The organism is Pseudomonadales bacterium (genome assembly GCA_024234615.1).
Lineage (GTDB): Bacteria > Pseudomonadota > Gammaproteobacteria > Pseudomonadales > IMCC2047 > JAJFKB01.
Genome location: JACKNY010000001.1, coordinates 371,570 through 385,893, shown reverse-complemented (window position 1 = coordinate 385,893; position 14,324 = coordinate 371,570). Strand labels below are relative to the sequence as shown.

Annotated in this window: 16 protein-coding genes; 3 read left to right on the top strand and 13 right to left on the bottom strand. The window is 48.7% G+C overall.

The features are described from left to right. Positions 1-20: 20 nt before the first annotated feature. The 4 genes from msbA to pomA all read right to left on the bottom strand — a co-directional run bounded on the left by msbA (position 21) and on the right by pomA (position 4,565). Entirely contained in the window at positions 21-1,838 is a 1,818-nt protein-coding gene (msbA, locus tag H6995_01890; protein MCP5213742.1) for a lipid A export permease/ATP-binding protein MsbA, read from the bottom strand. A 231-nt stretch (positions 1,839-2,069) separates the two neighbouring features. Continuing rightward, positions 2,070-2,651: a PilZ domain-containing protein gene (locus H6995_01885; protein MCP5213741.1), complete on the bottom strand. Its 582-nt coding sequence runs from the start codon at positions 2,649-2,651 to the stop codon at positions 2,070-2,072. 61 nt (positions 2,652-2,712) lie between these two features. Next, entirely contained in the window at positions 2,713-3,717 is a 1,005-nt protein-coding gene (locus H6995_01880; protein MCP5213740.1) for a flagellar motor protein MotB, read from the bottom strand. An 86-nt stretch (positions 3,718-3,803) separates the two neighbouring features. Then, positions 3,804-4,565 carry a flagellar motor protein PomA gene (gene pomA / locus H6995_01875; protein MCP5213739.1) on the bottom strand — a complete coding sequence of 254 codons (762 nt, stop codon included), beginning with the start codon at positions 4,563-4,565 and terminating at the stop codon, positions 3,804-3,806. 309 nt (positions 4,566-4,874) lie between these two features. Here pomA and H6995_01870 point away from each other — a divergent pair, with 309 nt between their 5' ends. From H6995_01870 to dxs, 3 genes are all read left to right on the top strand, one after another. After that, the gene (locus H6995_01870) at positions 4,875-5,111 is read left to right on the top strand and encodes an exodeoxyribonuclease VII small subunit (protein ID MCP5213738.1); all 237 of its coding nucleotides are present in this window, start codon (positions 4,875-4,877) and stop codon (positions 5,109-5,111) included. A gap of 3 nt (positions 5,112-5,114) precedes the next feature. Further along, a complete protein-coding gene (ispA, locus tag H6995_01865; protein MCP5213737.1) occupies positions 5,115-6,005 on the top strand; it encodes a (2E,6E)-farnesyl diphosphate synthase in 891 nt (296 codons plus the stop codon). Between the two features lie 149 nt (positions 6,006-6,154). Continuing rightward, a complete protein-coding gene (dxs, locus tag H6995_01860; protein MCP5213736.1) occupies positions 6,155-8,089 on the top strand; it encodes a 1-deoxy-D-xylulose-5-phosphate synthase in 1,935 nt (644 codons plus the stop codon). A 46-nt stretch (positions 8,090-8,135) separates the two neighbouring features. On the opposite strand, the gene ribA is transcribed toward dxs, so the two are convergent. From ribA to nrdR, 9 genes are all read right to left on the bottom strand, one after another. Continuing rightward, positions 8,136-8,720: a GTP cyclohydrolase II gene (gene ribA / locus H6995_01855; GenBank protein MCP5213735.1), complete on the bottom strand. Its 585-nt coding sequence runs from the start codon at positions 8,718-8,720 to the stop codon at positions 8,136-8,138. Positions 8,721-8,826: 106 nt separating this feature from the next. Continuing rightward, on the bottom strand, positions 8,827-9,477 hold the full coding sequence (locus H6995_01850) for a TIGR02281 family clan AA aspartic protease (GenBank protein ID MCP5213734.1): 651 nt from the start codon (positions 9,475-9,477) through the stop codon (positions 8,827-8,829). Then, positions 9,478-9,960: a phosphatidylglycerophosphatase A gene (locus H6995_01845; protein MCP5213733.1), complete on the bottom strand. Its 483-nt coding sequence runs from the start codon at positions 9,958-9,960 to the stop codon at positions 9,478-9,480. A 20-nt stretch (positions 9,961-9,980) separates the two neighbouring features. Then, positions 9,981-10,949, bottom strand: coding sequence for a thiamine-phosphate kinase (gene thiL, locus H6995_01840; GenBank protein ID MCP5213732.1), 969 nt, complete (start codon positions 10,947-10,949; stop codon positions 9,981-9,983). Positions 10,950-10,973: 24 nt separating this feature from the next. Continuing rightward, entirely contained in the window at positions 10,974-11,441 is a 468-nt protein-coding gene (nusB, locus tag H6995_01835; GenBank protein MCP5213731.1) for a transcription antitermination factor NusB, read from the bottom strand. Beyond that, the gene (gene ribE, locus H6995_01830; GenBank protein ID MCP5213730.1) at positions 11,441-11,908 is read right to left on the bottom strand and encodes a 6,7-dimethyl-8-ribityllumazine synthase; all 468 of its coding nucleotides are present in this window, start codon (positions 11,906-11,908) and stop codon (positions 11,441-11,443) included. The genes nusB and ribE overlap by 1 nt, the downstream gene beginning before the upstream one ends. Before the next feature lie 51 nt (positions 11,909-11,959). Continuing rightward, positions 11,960-12,619 carry a riboflavin synthase gene (locus tag H6995_01825; GenBank protein ID MCP5213729.1) on the bottom strand — a complete coding sequence of 220 codons (660 nt, stop codon included), beginning with the start codon at positions 12,617-12,619 and terminating at the stop codon, positions 11,960-11,962. A gap of 37 nt (positions 12,620-12,656) precedes the next feature. Next, entirely contained in the window at positions 12,657-13,781 is a 1,125-nt protein-coding gene (gene ribD / locus H6995_01820; protein ID MCP5213728.1) for a bifunctional diaminohydroxyphosphoribosylaminopyrimidine deaminase/5-amino-6-(5-phosphoribosylamino)uracil reductase RibD, read from the bottom strand. Positions 13,782-13,784: 3 nt separating this feature from the next. Then, positions 13,785-14,240 carry a transcriptional regulator NrdR gene (gene nrdR, locus H6995_01815; protein ID MCP5213727.1) on the bottom strand — a complete coding sequence of 152 codons (456 nt, stop codon included), beginning with the start codon at positions 14,238-14,240 and terminating at the stop codon, positions 13,785-13,787. Positions 14,241-14,324: the final 84 nt, after the last annotated feature.

Below are 14,324 nucleotides of genomic sequence, written 5' to 3'. Positions count from 1 at the left end.
AAAGATTATGCCGCTCCAGGTTAAGCGCTGGCATTCTCATTGAACTGCATACGATAAAGCTGTGCATAGGCACCATCCTTCGCAAGCAACTCCTCATGCGTCCCCAGCTCGACAATACAGCCCTTGTCCATAACCGCTATTCGATTGGCGTTCTCAATGGTCGACAAACGATGTGCAATTACCAAGGTGGTGCGACCTTTTACCACCGTTTTTAGCGCTTCCTGGATGAAGCGTTCGGATTCGGTATCCAACGCAGAGGTCGCCTCGTCCAGGATTAGAATGGGCGCATCCTTGAGAATCGCTCGTGCTAGAGCCAAGCGCTGCCTTTGTCCTCCCGAAAGGGTTACGCCATCCTCGCCTATTTGAGTATTCATACCCAGCGGCAGAGTATCGATGAATTCGGTTGCATGCGCTGCTCTTGCCGCATCATCGATGGCTTCCTGCGACGCGTCGGCCAAATCACCATAGGCGATATTACGTGCAACCGTGTCCTGAAATAATACGATATCCTGATTCACGATAGCGATGTGCTTGCGTAAATCCTTTAAACAATAATCTTGAATCGGATGGCCATCGATTAGAATCTGCCCATATAGAGCTTCGTAAAAACGCGGCAACAAATTAACCAGAGTAGATTTGCCACTACCGGATCGCCCCACTAGCGCCAGCGTCTCGCCCGGCTCTATCGTTAAATTAATATGGCTCAGCACCGGCTCCTGCTCGCTCGTATAAGAGAAAGTCAGGTCGCGAAACTCAATGCGCCCATCAGGCTCATTTAGTGGCAAGGTACCTTCATCTAATTCCTGTTCCTGGTCGGTGATAGCAAAAATACTCTGCGCTGCAGCGATGCCTCGCTGAATTTTGGCATTGACTGAGGTTAACTGTTTCAGCGGCTTAGCGATTAGGCTAGCCGCCGTGATATAGGCCAGAAATTCACCGATATCCATTTCCCCTCTAAACCCTGGACTTAAACCAAACCAGAACAATATGGCTATTGATGAGAACATCAGTACCTGAATAATAGGCGTACTAATTTCATCAACCTTTGCCAGTTTTAAACTTTGCTTAAGATTATTGCTGCTGGCCACCTGGAATCGAGCCCTTTCATATTCCTTGCCGCCAAATGCACGCACCACCTGAAAGCCTTTAATCGCTTCTGAGGCAACATGGGTGACGCCACCCATTGAATCTTGGATACGTCTACTATATTTTCGAAAAAGCTTAGACGCGTAGCTCACGATCAGCCCGACAAAGGGACCTACAATCAGGAAAATCAGAGATAATTTCCAGTTCAACCAAAAGATATAGGCCAACAGTACAACCACTGTCAAACCTTCCCTAATAATGACTTTCAGCGCATCGGTGGCGGCGCCGGTAATTTGCTCGACATTAAAAGTAAGTGTGGAAATGAGGTGACCGGAGGTGTTGTTGCCAAAAAAGGCCCCCGGCAGCGTCAGCATATGATTAAACAAATCTTGACGCATTCGGTTCACTACATTACGCGCCACCAGAGCAATATAGTATCCGCCAAAATAAGAACCAACCCCTCTGAAAACCACGATGCCAACCACAGCGAGGGGGAGAAAATACTGGTAAGACTCCGGAGAACCCAGCTTAGTTAACGCCGCATCGGGTAAAAACCAGACGTTGGGAGGGGCACTCGAGCTTTGCTCAAAGGCGACAGGAACAAACTCCATCAATGAAGCAAAAGCAGCCTGTGTTGACGCGTACAAGGCGAAGCCCATCACGCTCAGTAAAAAGGCGCCCCAAAATAACCCGACATAAACCAATAGTCTTTTATAGGCCTGCCAGCCCGTTAGCTGGTTTGGTTCAGTCATAGCAAGTCATCTTGAACTGGTCATGTATGGTAATGATGATGAGCACCTTAATATTTCTTTGCACAATAAAATGCGTAGGCGCGGAGTAAATTTGCTGTCAACACAAACGCCTCTTTTCAATTGATGCAGGGATAATAGAGACTGGAATAGCGCTTGGCAAGAGCACTGTTATCACAGGAAAGGTCTTCTAACTGGAGGGGCCGAACGATTCCTAAGCGCTATACTTTAGTGCTATTCCTCAGTAAGACGCTGGTTTCCTATTTGGTTGGCTTGGCGGCGAACAATGTGCTGAATCAACTGCTCCTCTTCGGCGCACCCAACACAATCAAAATCCACCCTAAGTAGATAGGTACGGCCCTCATCGCCATCCAACCAATCGCAACCGACAATTCGTCCTTGCGTTCGAACATGGGTATTTGCAGGCTTTAGAACAATATTCAAAATCAACACCTGACCAATATCAAAGCGTTCCTGGCACTCGAAAGCCATACCACAGGCACTCAGGTTGACCTGCTTCGATTTCACATCAAGACCGCGAAGCCGGTCATAATCCAAATCGATTTCGGCAGCGATTATATCTATCTTTTTATTCAACAACCCAATTGCGTTGGCTGCTGCTGGACTGCTTTGCCAGAGAGTATTAAGCACTTCGGTGAGTTCCTGATCAATCGACTTCAACAAATCAATGGCTGTAATTTGGATGTTATCCGCTGATTTTGCATCCTCCTCAGCAGTTTCCACATCGACAAGCCGATAACTCAACCCGACAAGATCATCAATGCGAAAATAACGCCTTCTATCCGGTCTATCCATAAAGTTCACCTTGCATTGTACTCTTGAGCACGCCCTTTAAGTCGTCCATTCTGAGCAGAATCTAAAAGACTTCATCGGGTGTTAATATGAATGTGCTATCAAGATTAAACTCCCGTATCAATCCAGGGTCGATCTGCTGCATTTTCTTAAGCTCTTCGCTGGTTTCATCGTCCAGCCCCTGGTGAATTACAATTTCAACACGACGATTACGCGCACGATTCTCTTCATTATCGTTGGCAGCGATTGGTTTCGTGTCGGCAAATCCCGTCACCATAAACCGATTATGATCTAACGTATCTCCCGAAAATAATTCATGTGCCACCGACAGCGCACGCGCTGAAGACAAATCCCAATTAGAACGAAATACCGAAGTTGAAATTGGTATGCTATCCGTATGACCTTCCACTGACACCTTCCCCGGCACTGTTTTCAAGACATTACGCACCATCGCCATAACCGGTCGAAATTGTCGTCTTAGCTCCGCCGAACCAGACGGAAAAGAGCCTTGCTCACGCACTCTGATGATAATGCGTCGACCACGCGTCTCCACGTCGACCTTACCGGAGCTGATTTCCTTTTTTAGCGCACTGGCTAAATTTCGTGCATCGTCCTCTGTTGCCTTAATGAGTGTTTGCAACTTCTCTACCAACAACTGCTTGGCCAACTCTTCATCAACCGTCACTTTAATGTCAGACTTTTGATCCAGTTTCTGATCCGGTTTCGGCTCCTGCGGAGTCCGCTCACCAATGTCGAGGCTGCTTTGCGTATCATCAACTGTCGCTTGTCTCACTTCGCTGATGGGCGTCGGTTCAGGCCGTCCAGGACTAAATTCTTGCGCAATAACACTGGTACCTTTAGGGACATCTTTGACATTAATTTGGCGCTGTACGCCAAAGGCATCGCGCATAGAACCAGACAACTGCTTGTATTTCAGGACATCCATTTCCGAAAAAGACAGTAGCAGCACAAAAAAGCACATCAGCAGCGACATAAGATCGGCAAAGGTCGCCATCCACGCGGGAATCCCGGTCGGACATTCAGGGCAATCTTCTGTTATTTCTGCCATGGCTAAACTTCTTCACTCTGACGAGTAATTTGTTCACTCATCGTTAATACTGTCTTTGATTTAATGGCATGCAATGAACGTCGCAACTATTCTTTCTTCTTCGTCTCACGCTGCGAAGGTGCCAGATAGGTTTTGAGCATGGAGCTGATAACTCGTGGATTTTGACCCGCCTGTATCGCCATCAAAGCATCAATACAAAGCGATTTAACACGACCTTCTTCGACCTTGCGCAGCTCCAGCTTATTAGCGATAGGTATCGCCACCATATTAGCCAGCATCGCACCATAGAGTGTTGTCAGTAGCGCCACCGCCATCGCCGGACCGATAGCTTTTGGGTCATCCATATTTGATAGCATCGCAACCAGACCAACTAACGTACCTATCATTCCCATCGCCGGCGCGACATCGCCCATTGCCATAAAGACTTTTGCACCCCAGCCATGTCGCTCCTCCGTTTGTTTCATGTCCTTGACCAACATCTCTCGCACCACTTCACTATCATGACCATCCACCAACATTTTTATACCTTCCTTGAGAAATGGGTTGTTCACTTCCTTCCCTTCCAGTGCCAGTAATCCACCTTTGCGGGCCACATCAGCCAGCTCAACCACCAGCGGGATAAGCTCTTCAATTTTATCCAGTTTGTATATAAATGCCTTTCCGGCCACCTTAACAGCGCCCAAAAACTGACCCAGTGAGAACTTCATTAATACAACCATCAAACTGCCCACAATTACAATCAACAGTGACGGTACGTTCACAAAAATACCAACGGAACCACCCAGCACCATCGCCATAATGACAATACCAAATGCCCCAAGCATCCCAATTAAGGTCGCTAAATCCACGCTTTACTCCTAACAAATCTCTTGATTACTAGGCTAACACTCGCCTGCTATGCAAAATGAAGCTGATAAAGCTTATATCGGTCAAGCCAAAATGAACTGAAGTCCGCACGCCTCATTTTCGCCTATAAAAGCCCGGTTAACATTAAAAAATATTGTTATTTGAGCTTTCTTTTTTAATCTCGAAACTTGCGAGCAAAGATACTTGATAAAAACCGATCTATATCAAAAACCACCATTGACCGACCCGGGTTTGTTAGTTAACGTTGGCGCCTTGCTGAAATTAATAAAGCATTTATTGGGAATGAGGTTATGCCGAAAAAACCAAAGGGTTACGATTTTGAAAAAGCCTTAAGTGATCTGGAACAACTCGTAGAACGCATGGAGAACGGCGACTTTTCCCTGGAAGAATCTCTGCAGGCCTTTGAACAGGGCATAAAGTTAACCCGAGAATGCCAACGTATGCTGGCGCAGGCCGAGCAAAAAGTACAAATTCTGATTCAAGGTGAAGACAAAATCAAATTGGAACCTTTCGAATCAACGGAATAACCAATGCAAATTCAACCCTTTATTCGCCAGTGCCAGGAACGTAGTAACCAGCTCCTTGAAAAATGTCTACCTCCTGCTGAGGGCGATGCGTCACGTCTATACCAAGCCATGCGATATAGCGTCCTCAATGGCGGCAAACGTCTTCGTCCCGCCCTAGTTTACGCTACCGTCGTTGCCCTGCGCAGCCCCATTGAGCAAGGCGACGCGGCGGCCTGCGCAGTGGAACTCACTCATAGTTACTCGCTCATTCATGATGATCTGCCAGCAATGGATGATGATGATTTACGCAGAGGTCAGCCGACCTGCCACGTTGCTTACGACGAAGCCACTGCGATTCTGGCTGGTGATGCTCTACAGGTCCTGGCATTTGAGGTTATTGCTGATGACTCTAGCCACTCCATCAGTGACGTGAATAAGCTACGAATGCTCAAAGCCCTAGCACAATCTACCGGCTACAACGGTATGGTCGCCGGTCAGGCTATTGATCTTTACAGCGTAGGCAAGCCTCTTAGCCTTGAGCAACTCAAGCATATGCACAACTGCAAAACCGGTGCCTTAATTAAAGCCTGTGTTACGCTCGGCGCACTCGCGACCAATCAGGCTACTCAGGAACAGCTGCAGGCTTTTGAAACCTTTGCTATCTGCATCGGCTTAGCTTTTCAGATTAAAGATGACATACTCGATGTCGAGGGCGATACGCAAACCTTAGGCAAGTCACAGGGCGCTGACCTTGCCCTAAACAAACCAACCTATACCTCGATTCTGGGCCTGGAGCAAGCCAAACGAGAGGCCAACGAGCAGCATCAAAATGCCATTCGTGCCCTATCCATTTTTGGCCCGGAAGCGGATGCTTTAAGGGAGCTGGCAACCTATATCATTGAGCGAAACAGATAATTTCGTTAACCAATCTCATACCGAACAGACTGATTTTCCTGATACCACCCCGGACTTTTTAACTAATCACCCCTGAATTAACTATCAACAGGCCTGGGTAACATAGTGTAAAATGCTAAGTCTAATTCGATTGATAACCGGCCCACTGCATGTTTGACCAAATTCCAAGTACGATTCCCTCCACGCCGCTGCTCGATAAAATTGAGACTCCCAACGAGCTCAGATTACTCGCCGAGGCCGACCTCCCACAGTTGGCTAAAGAACTTCGTGAGTATCTTCTCTATTGTGTAGGCCAATCCGGCGGCCATTTCGGGGCTGGCCTTGGTGTCGTCGAACTCACTGTCGCATTACATTATTTATATAACACACCCGAAGACCGACTGATTTGGGATGTTGGCCACCAGGCCTATCCACATAAAATATTAACCGGCAGGCGCGGTCGCATGACCAGTATGCGTCAAAAGGGCGGTTTAACCGCATTTCCGAGCCGTACGGAAAGCCCCTATGACGCTTTCGGAGTCGGCCACTCCAGCACTTCTATCAGTGCCGCACTGGGAATGGCCTTAGCCGCAAGGCAATTGGGGGCGAAACGCAAAATTGCCGCCGTTATAGGTGATGGTGCGTTAACCGCAGGCATGGCATTCGAAGCGCTCCATCACGCAGCGCATACCAAGGCCGATATCCTCGTGATCTTGAATGATAACGATATGTCCATATCACGCAACGTCGGCGGCTTGTCAAATTATCTCGCCAAGATACTCACCAGCAAGGTTTATCATAATGTCCGCGAAGGCGGCAAAAAGGTTTTAAGCAACCTGCCCGGCGCTCTGGAAATGGCAAGACGAACGGAAGAGCATATGAAGGGAATGGTTGTTCCGGGAACCCTCTTCGAAGAAATGGGTTTTAATTATATCGGCCCGATTGATGGTCATGACCTGGATATTTTGATCCCTACGATTGGCAAAATGATGGAATTGTCCGGACCGCAATTCCTGCATATCATCACCAAAAAGGGCAAAGACTTTAAACCCGCCGAAGATGACCCTGTGGGCTATCACGCCATTAATAAACTGGAACCCAAGCCGGCCTTGGAGCTGGCTATACCAAAGATATCCTCCCCAAAATACTCCAATGTATTTGGCGAATGGATATGCGATATGGCGCAACAGGACGAACGTCTGGTAGGTATCACACCAGCGATGGAGGAAGGCTCAGGTCTGACTCGCTTCGCGCAAGAATTTCCAGAGCGCTATTATGACGTCGCCATCGCTGAGCAACATGCCGTAACCTTGGCCGCAGGTTTGGCCTGCGAGTCGCTGAAGCCGGTGGTCGCAATTTACTCCACGTTCCTACAACGCGCCTACGACCAGCTCATTCATGATGTAGCACTGCAAAATTTAGACATACTGTTCGCTATTGACCGCGCTGGTTTAGTGGGACAAGACGGCCCCACCCATGCCGGAAGTTTTGATCTAACCTATCTACGTTGCGTCCCCAACATGCTGATAATGGCGCCTGCTGACGAAAATGAAACCCGCCAGATGCTTTATACTGGCTATCTCTATCAAGGCCCAGCCGCTGTGCGTTATCCGCGCGGGACCGGCCCCGGAGTAGCGATTGAAAAGAAAATGCGGGCATTGGCAATTGGTAAAGGAGAGCTACGTAGGGAAGGGCAAGATGTCGCCATTTTATGCTTCGGCACCTTGCTGGCTCAGGCGCTGGAGGCGGCTGATGAGCTGAATGCAACGGTCGCGAATATGCGCTTCGTTAAGCCTTTGGATGAAGCATTGGTTATTCGCCTTGCGCAAGAGCACGATTTGCTGGTAACACTAGAAGAAAATAGTCTTCTAGGCGGCGCGGGGTCGGCGATCAATGAACTAGTTGCTGCGAAGCACCTTAAGATTTCTTTGCTTAATTTAGGTTTACCCGACCGTTTTGTTGATCATGGCAAGCCTTATGAAATGCTGGCGGAGTGCGGGCTGGATAAAAGCGGAATTTTGGCAGCGATTCAAGCACGCTTGTGCACAGATAAAAAAGAAAACCCTACCAAAGGCGCGGTACGACCCGCCAAGACCGTCAGCTAATTCGCAACCGCTAATTGGTAATACCTGACTTAGCGCAGGCTGCGGCTTAAAATAAGTGTCCTAACTTACCGGCTTTGGTTTCAAGATACTTCTCATTATGCGGATTTTGGCCGGTTTGCAACGGAATCCGTTCTACCACATGAATGCCAAACTTTTCTAACGCTTGCACCTTCACAGGATTGTTGGTCATCAAACGAATACGCTGAATATTGAGCTGTTTTAACATCGCTTGGCAGATGCTGTAATCGCGCATATCCGCACCAAATCCTAATTGCTCATTCGCTTCCACGGTATCAGCACCGGCATCCTGTAGTTCATAGGCTTTAATTTTATTGGCCAAGCCAATACCTCGACCCTCCTGACGCAAGTAAAGCAGAACGCCCCGCCCTTCCTCGGAAATTCTTTTCAGTGCTTCCTGTAGTTGATGACCACAGTCACATCGCAGACTGAACAAGGCATCGCCAGTAAGGCATTCAGAATGGATCCTTCCCAGTACCGGCTCGCCGTCGCCGACGTCACCCAAAGTAAGCGCTATATGCTCTTTCCCCGAGTCATCGTCATCAAAACCGTGAATCGTGAAATTAGCCCATTTTGTAGGCAATTTGGAAGATGCTACATATCGGATTGACACTGATAACCTCGGTAAAATTTCGCAGGGCGTGAATTTTACCAGGAGAAGGGTGAAAAAAGCGAACCAAAATCACCCCTAAAGTGAACAGTTCTAGTACGATGGCAGATCAGTACTTCTGTGTCATCGTCATGATGCCGTTATCTTCAGCAATTTCGACATGCCTTAGATAGGTCATACCGAGCAATGCGTAAATGGGGTAAACGCCTTCTAATACTGAAGCCCGGACATTTTTAACCTCTATATCACCGACCTTAATGCTATCCAGGGTTACCGCATAAGCCTTGACAATGCCTCCAGCCGTCCCAACCTGTCCCAATTCTCCCTGCGCAAACGCTATCCCTAAGCGCCTTGCTTCCAGCGTGTTTAGTGCCACCGAGGTTGCGCCTGTATCCACTAAAAATCGGACGGGCTGACCATTAATGCTGCCAGACGTAAAGTATTGTCCAGCTTGGTTAATGGCTACGGAATGACTTAGCGACTGCCTTTTTTCATAACCACCCGTCACCGCACGTGAAAGCGCCAAATGGTGCTCATCACCGTTTACTCGCAAGACTGCGGCATTGCGGGAAGTGGCGATAAGCGCCACCCCTTCCGGGCTGGTTTGACCAACCTTTAACATGCGTTGCTTGCCTTTGATATAGACGACTGCCGTATCCTTGAACAATCCGACTACTTGTACATCCTGTATTTCTAACGCGTAGCCGAAACGCACAATAAGAAAAAGTGCAAGAAAAGATAGCATCCTTCGCCTCAGCATTTACACACCTCCTTGGATATAGACAATTATTTGTAATCCAATAGAGGCATAAATACCGGCCAACAAATCATCCAGCATGATGCCAAATCCGCCAGACACTGTCTTATCAGCTTTTGCGATTGGCCAAGGTTTAAAAATGTCAAACAACCGGAACAAGACAAAGCCCACTAAAACCCATAGCCAACCCGTGGGTGCAGCAATCATAGTCACCCAATAACCCACTATTTCATCCCAGACAATACCGCCATGATCGTGCACACCAATATCCTTCGCCGTTTTCCCGCAAATTTGGATGCCAACGACAAAAGCCACCAGTACCACCAACAGGTAACTTGCCCAATGCAAATGCTGCAATAATAAAAACAACAACATACCGACTAACGTGCCAAAAGTGCCTGGGGCTACTGGCGCCGCACCACTACCAAAACCAAAGGCTATAAAATGCAGTGGGTTACGCCAAATACTGGCTGGTGCGTTATTCATCTTGCCCTATCGTTCCTCGTCTAGAAATGCTGGTAACCCGCAGCTAAAGCTGAATCGACAGGCTCTCCCTGTGCATTATAAAGTCTGATCCCTGGCTCTGCTTCGACGCAGCCAATACAGGTGATGGCAAGGCCTAGCTGCTTAGCAAGCTCAGCAACCTTATCTGCCTGCGTTGGAGCGACACAGAAACACAACTCATAGTCATCGCCTCCGGAAAGGGCCATTTCGATTGCCCGCTCCGAGCCGAAAACCGCCTTCAGCTGTACTGACAAGGGCAACCTTGCCAATTCGACACGAGCACCAACACCGCTACGTTTTGTAATATGTCCAATATCTGCTAGTAACCCATCGGAGATATCAATAGCCGCATGGGCCAAGCCTCTCAGGCACTGACCAAATTTCAGTCGTGCTTGGGGGCGCAAAAATCTTGTTTGTAAATAGTCATCTTGCAGCGAGCTTTCCTTATTCTGAAGCAACCTGAGGCCGCCAGCTGCATCACCCAGACTACCAGTGACATAGATAAGATCGCCCACTTTAGCTCCATCTCTGCATAATGCCTGGGCGCTCGGCACATAACCCAGCACCTGAATACTAATAGTCAATGGCCCACGGGTGGTGTCTCCCCCTATCAGTGGCAATTGGTAACTACGAGCCAGCTCGAACAACCCTCGACTAAATTCCTTAAGCCATTCTTCATCCGCTCCGGGCAATGTCAGCGCCAAGGTAAACCATGCAGGCTCCGCTCCCATTGCGGCCAAATCACTGAGGTTCACCGCAAGACTGCGGAAACCGATATCGTAAGGGTTAGCCTCCGAAAGGAAATGTACCCCGGCGACCAATGTATCCACGGCAACAATCAGATCATGGTCCGGTCGTGGGGAGATAATAGCGCCATCATCGCCGATACCTAAAACTAAATCAGCACATTGCTTCTGGGCGGTACTATCGTCAAAATACTGCTTGATCAGCTCGAATTCGGATATAGGCATAACGACTTTTGAAGATTAGTCTGTTTAAATTTCGTTGCTGCGAAGCTCGCGTGCTAACTTGTCGAGTATACCGTTCACATATTTATGGCCATCGGTAGCGCCAAAAGCCTTCGTCAAATTCACGCCTTCATTGATGACGACTTTGTAAGGAACATCCTTGCGTTTAGCCAATTCATAGGCGCCCATGCGTAAGATGGTGAGTTCAATCGGCGTCAATTCTTTTAGCGTACGATCCAGATGCGGCGTAATCAAATCATCAAGCTGGCTAAGCTGAGCCGGGATACGATGCAAAAGTTCACAGAAATACTCCTGATCAACCACCTTCATGTCGTTATCTTCGCGAAACTCTGCTTCGACGGTTGCCAACGAAGCCCCTGCCATTTGCCACTGGTACAATGCCTGCAACGCCAATCGCCGCGCCAACCGCCGTGCGGTGGGACTCATTTTTTTACCTTTAGGTGCTGAATTTTTAGATTCCACAAAGGCCAGCATCAGGCTTTCATATTGCGTAATAGGCTGACCATTTCCAACGCTGTCAGCGCAGCTTCCTCACCTTTATTGCCAGCCTTGGTGCCGGAGCGCTCAATCGCTTGCTCAATACTGTCAACGGTTAAAATCCCAAATGCAACAGGCAACCCGGTGGCTAAAGAGATTTGGCCAAGCCCTTTCGTACATTCACCCGCTACGTATTCAAAATGAGGAGTGCCTCCACGAATCACCGCACCCAAAGCCACCACTGCATCATAATTGCCACTGGTTGCTGCATGCTGCGCCGCGAGCGGGATTTCAAATGCACCCGGCACCCGAATTACCGTGAGATTGCTCTCTGCAACACCGTGGCGTTTTAGCGTGTCGACTGCGCCGGAAAGTAAACTCTCCACGACAAAGCTGTTAAAGCGCCCCACTATCAATGCAAACCGTGCAGTGGTCGCTGAAAAATCGCCCTCTATTGTTTTCATCATTGTTTTTCCTATCTTTATGAATATCTAAATTTTTAAATCGACAGCTAATTAAGCAAACCCATTGTCGCGTAATTTCGCCAAATCCAATCCAGTTCCAGCGTTCGGGTCGGCGGCTCTCTCCCCCAACAACAAACGCTCCAAATAGCGTGCAATCAGATCGACCTCTAAATTCACCTGAGTACCAACCTGATAACCACCAATCACCGTCTCTTTTACGGTATGCGGGATAATATTAATATCAAAGTTCGCCCCAGAAACGGCGTTGACCGTCAAACTCGTGCCATCAATACAAATCGAGCCTTTCTCGGCGATATATTTAGCTAACTGCGAGGGTGCCCGAATAGTAAATTTTACTGAACGTGCATCATCATGACGATTCACCACTTCGCCAATACCATCCACATGTCCAGTCACTAAGTGGCCGCCCATGCGGGTTTCCGGTGTTAAGGATTTCTCCAGATTAACTGCCACCCCGGTTTTTGCGAACCGAAAACTGGTACGTTCAATCGATTCCCTTGATACATCCGCCCAAAAACCGTCTCCGGGTAGCTCTATCACGGTTAGGCAGACGCCGTTGGTAGCAATACTATCACCCAACGCTACATCACCGAGATCAAGCACACCTGTTTTGACATAAAGACGGACATCACCGCCGCGCTGCTCCATCGCTGCGATCTTACCGACAGCCTGAATAATTCCTGTGAACATTTATCTTTTCACCCTTGTCTGTGGCTATCTTGGGCTACTAACTAGTCGCGGCCACTATAGCATTAATTCTTAAATCCTCTCCAACATTACGCACGTCTTTAATCTCTATTTTGATTTGATCAGACATACTCTGTAAACCCGGCAAATTAAACAAGCTGCGCGCATCACCACCCAACAATTTTGGCGCCACATAAAGTACCAGCTCGTCGACCAAACCCAGCTGTAAAAAGGCCCCACTCAGCGTCGCCCCAGCCTCCAACAACACTTCATTACATTCACGCTGCGCCAGCTCTTTTAATACCGCTTTAAGATCGACCTGACCCTGTTCATTGGCTAGCACTAAGGTTTCAATACCCTGTTCGGCCAGCAAGCCACCTGATGCATTGTGCTCTGCACCGATCACAAGAACATCTTGCGTTTGATCTAGTAGTTTAGCCGTTGCCGGAATTCGAAAGCGTGAATCTAACAGCACTCGCAATGGCTGACGCTGAACCACCTCTAAGGCATTTTCCAAACCTAACTCGTCACTACGTAAGTTAAGCGATGGGTTATCCAAGACAGCCGTGCCAACACCTGTAATAATAGCCGAACTACGCGCTCTTAAGCGTTGCACATCTGAACGCGCCGCGGGTCCGGTAATCCACTGACTTTCGCCGCTGGCCATGGCGGTGCGCCCATCCAAGCTCATCGCCAACTTACAACGTACTAATGGTAACCCTAGTTCCATACGTTTGATAAAACCCGGGTTTAGTTCTCGTGCTTGCTGTTCCAGCACTGCATTAACCACCGGTATCCCGGCCTGTCGCAGCCGCTCAAAACCGCGCCCGGACACCAGCGGGTTGGGATCTTGCATGGCACAAACCACCTCAACAATACCAGCCCTTATCAACTGATCTGCGCAGGGTGGCGTTTTTCCGGTATGGCTACAGGGTTCTAAAGTAACGTAGACAGTCGCACCCTTTGCGCTTTCACCTGCCGCTTTCAGCGCCTCAACTTCCGCATGCCCGGCGCCAGCTGTTTGGTGCCACCCTTCTGCCACTATTTGGCCATCTTTTACCACCACACAACCAACCCGAGGATTAGGGTCCGTGGTATACAAACCGCGTTTGGCCAATTGCAATGCCCGCGCCATAAAGCGTTCGTGATTAACTTCAGTGCTCATCAACTATTCACTTTTCGCCAGCCGTTCAATTTCTTCACGAAACTGATCCAAATCCTGAAAGTGTCGGTACACAGAGGCAAAGCGGATATAGGCAACTTCATCCAATTCCTTGAGCTGCTCCATTACCATTTCCCCCACCATCAGGGATTCGACCTCTCTTTCGCCCAGCGCCCTCAGCTTATGCTTCATCTGGCTGATCGCAGTTTCGATTTGTTCAACGCTCACCGGGCGTTTTTCGAGGGCACGCTGCATACCATTACGCAGCTTTTCTTCGTCAAAGGGAACGCGACTACCATCTCGCTTCACTAGACGAGGCATCCACAGCTCTGCTGTTTCGAAGGTGGTAAAACGCTCGCCGCACTGCGTACATTCACGACGCCGACGAACCTGCTCACCTTCCGCCACTAAACGCGAATCGATCACCTTGGTGTCATCGGCACGACAAAAGGGGCAATGCATAGGTATGTTCCATAATCACAAAAGGACTTTATTGTAACAGGACTCAAACCCGCGACAAACCAGCACTTGCGACGATAAGTGATT

Excerpts from the sequence above, each read along its gene's own strand:
- ispA (MCP5213737.1), top strand. The coding sequence starts at position 5,115 with ATGCAAATTCAACCCTTTATTCGCCAGTGCCAGGAACGTAGTAACCAG.
- H6995_01850 (MCP5213734.1), bottom strand. The coding sequence starts at position 9,477 with ATGCTGAGGCGAAGGATGCTATCTTTTCTTGCACTTTTTCTTATTGTG.
- dxs (MCP5213736.1), top strand. The coding sequence starts at position 6,155 with ATGTTTGACCAAATTCCAAGTACGATTCCCTCCACGCCGCTGCTCGAT.
- ribE (MCP5213730.1), bottom strand. The coding sequence starts at position 11,908 with ATGAAAACAATAGAGGGCGATTTTTCAGCGACCACTGCACGGTTTGCA.
- thiL (MCP5213732.1), bottom strand. The coding sequence starts at position 10,949 with ATGCCTATATCCGAATTCGAGCTGATCAAGCAGTATTTTGACGATAGT.
- H6995_01870 (MCP5213738.1), top strand. The coding sequence starts at position 4,875 with ATGCCGAAAAAACCAAAGGGTTACGATTTTGAAAAAGCCTTAAGTGAT.
- nrdR (MCP5213727.1), bottom strand. The coding sequence starts at position 14,240 with ATGCATTGCCCCTTTTGTCGTGCCGATGACACCAAGGTGATCGATTCG.
- H6995_01885 (MCP5213741.1), bottom strand. The coding sequence starts at position 2,651 with ATGGATAGACCGGATAGAAGGCGTTATTTTCGCATTGATGATCTTGTC.
- H6995_01845 (MCP5213733.1), bottom strand. The coding sequence starts at position 9,960 with ATGAATAACGCACCAGCCAGTATTTGGCGTAACCCACTGCATTTTATA.
- H6995_01880 (MCP5213740.1), bottom strand. The coding sequence starts at position 3,717 with ATGGCAGAAATAACAGAAGATTGCCCTGAATGTCCGACCGGGATTCCC.
- ribD (MCP5213728.1), bottom strand. The coding sequence starts at position 13,781 with ATGAGCACTGAAGTTAATCACGAACGCTTTATGGCGCGGGCATTGCAA.
- msbA (MCP5213742.1), bottom strand. The coding sequence starts at position 1,838 with ATGACTGAACCAAACCAGCTAACGGGCTGGCAGGCCTATAAAAGACTA.
- H6995_01825 (MCP5213729.1), bottom strand. The coding sequence starts at position 12,619 with ATGTTCACAGGAATTATTCAGGCTGTCGGTAAGATCGCAGCGATGGAG.
- nusB (MCP5213731.1), bottom strand. The coding sequence starts at position 11,441 with ATGCTGGCCTTTGTGGAATCTAAAAATTCAGCACCTAAAGGTAAAAAA.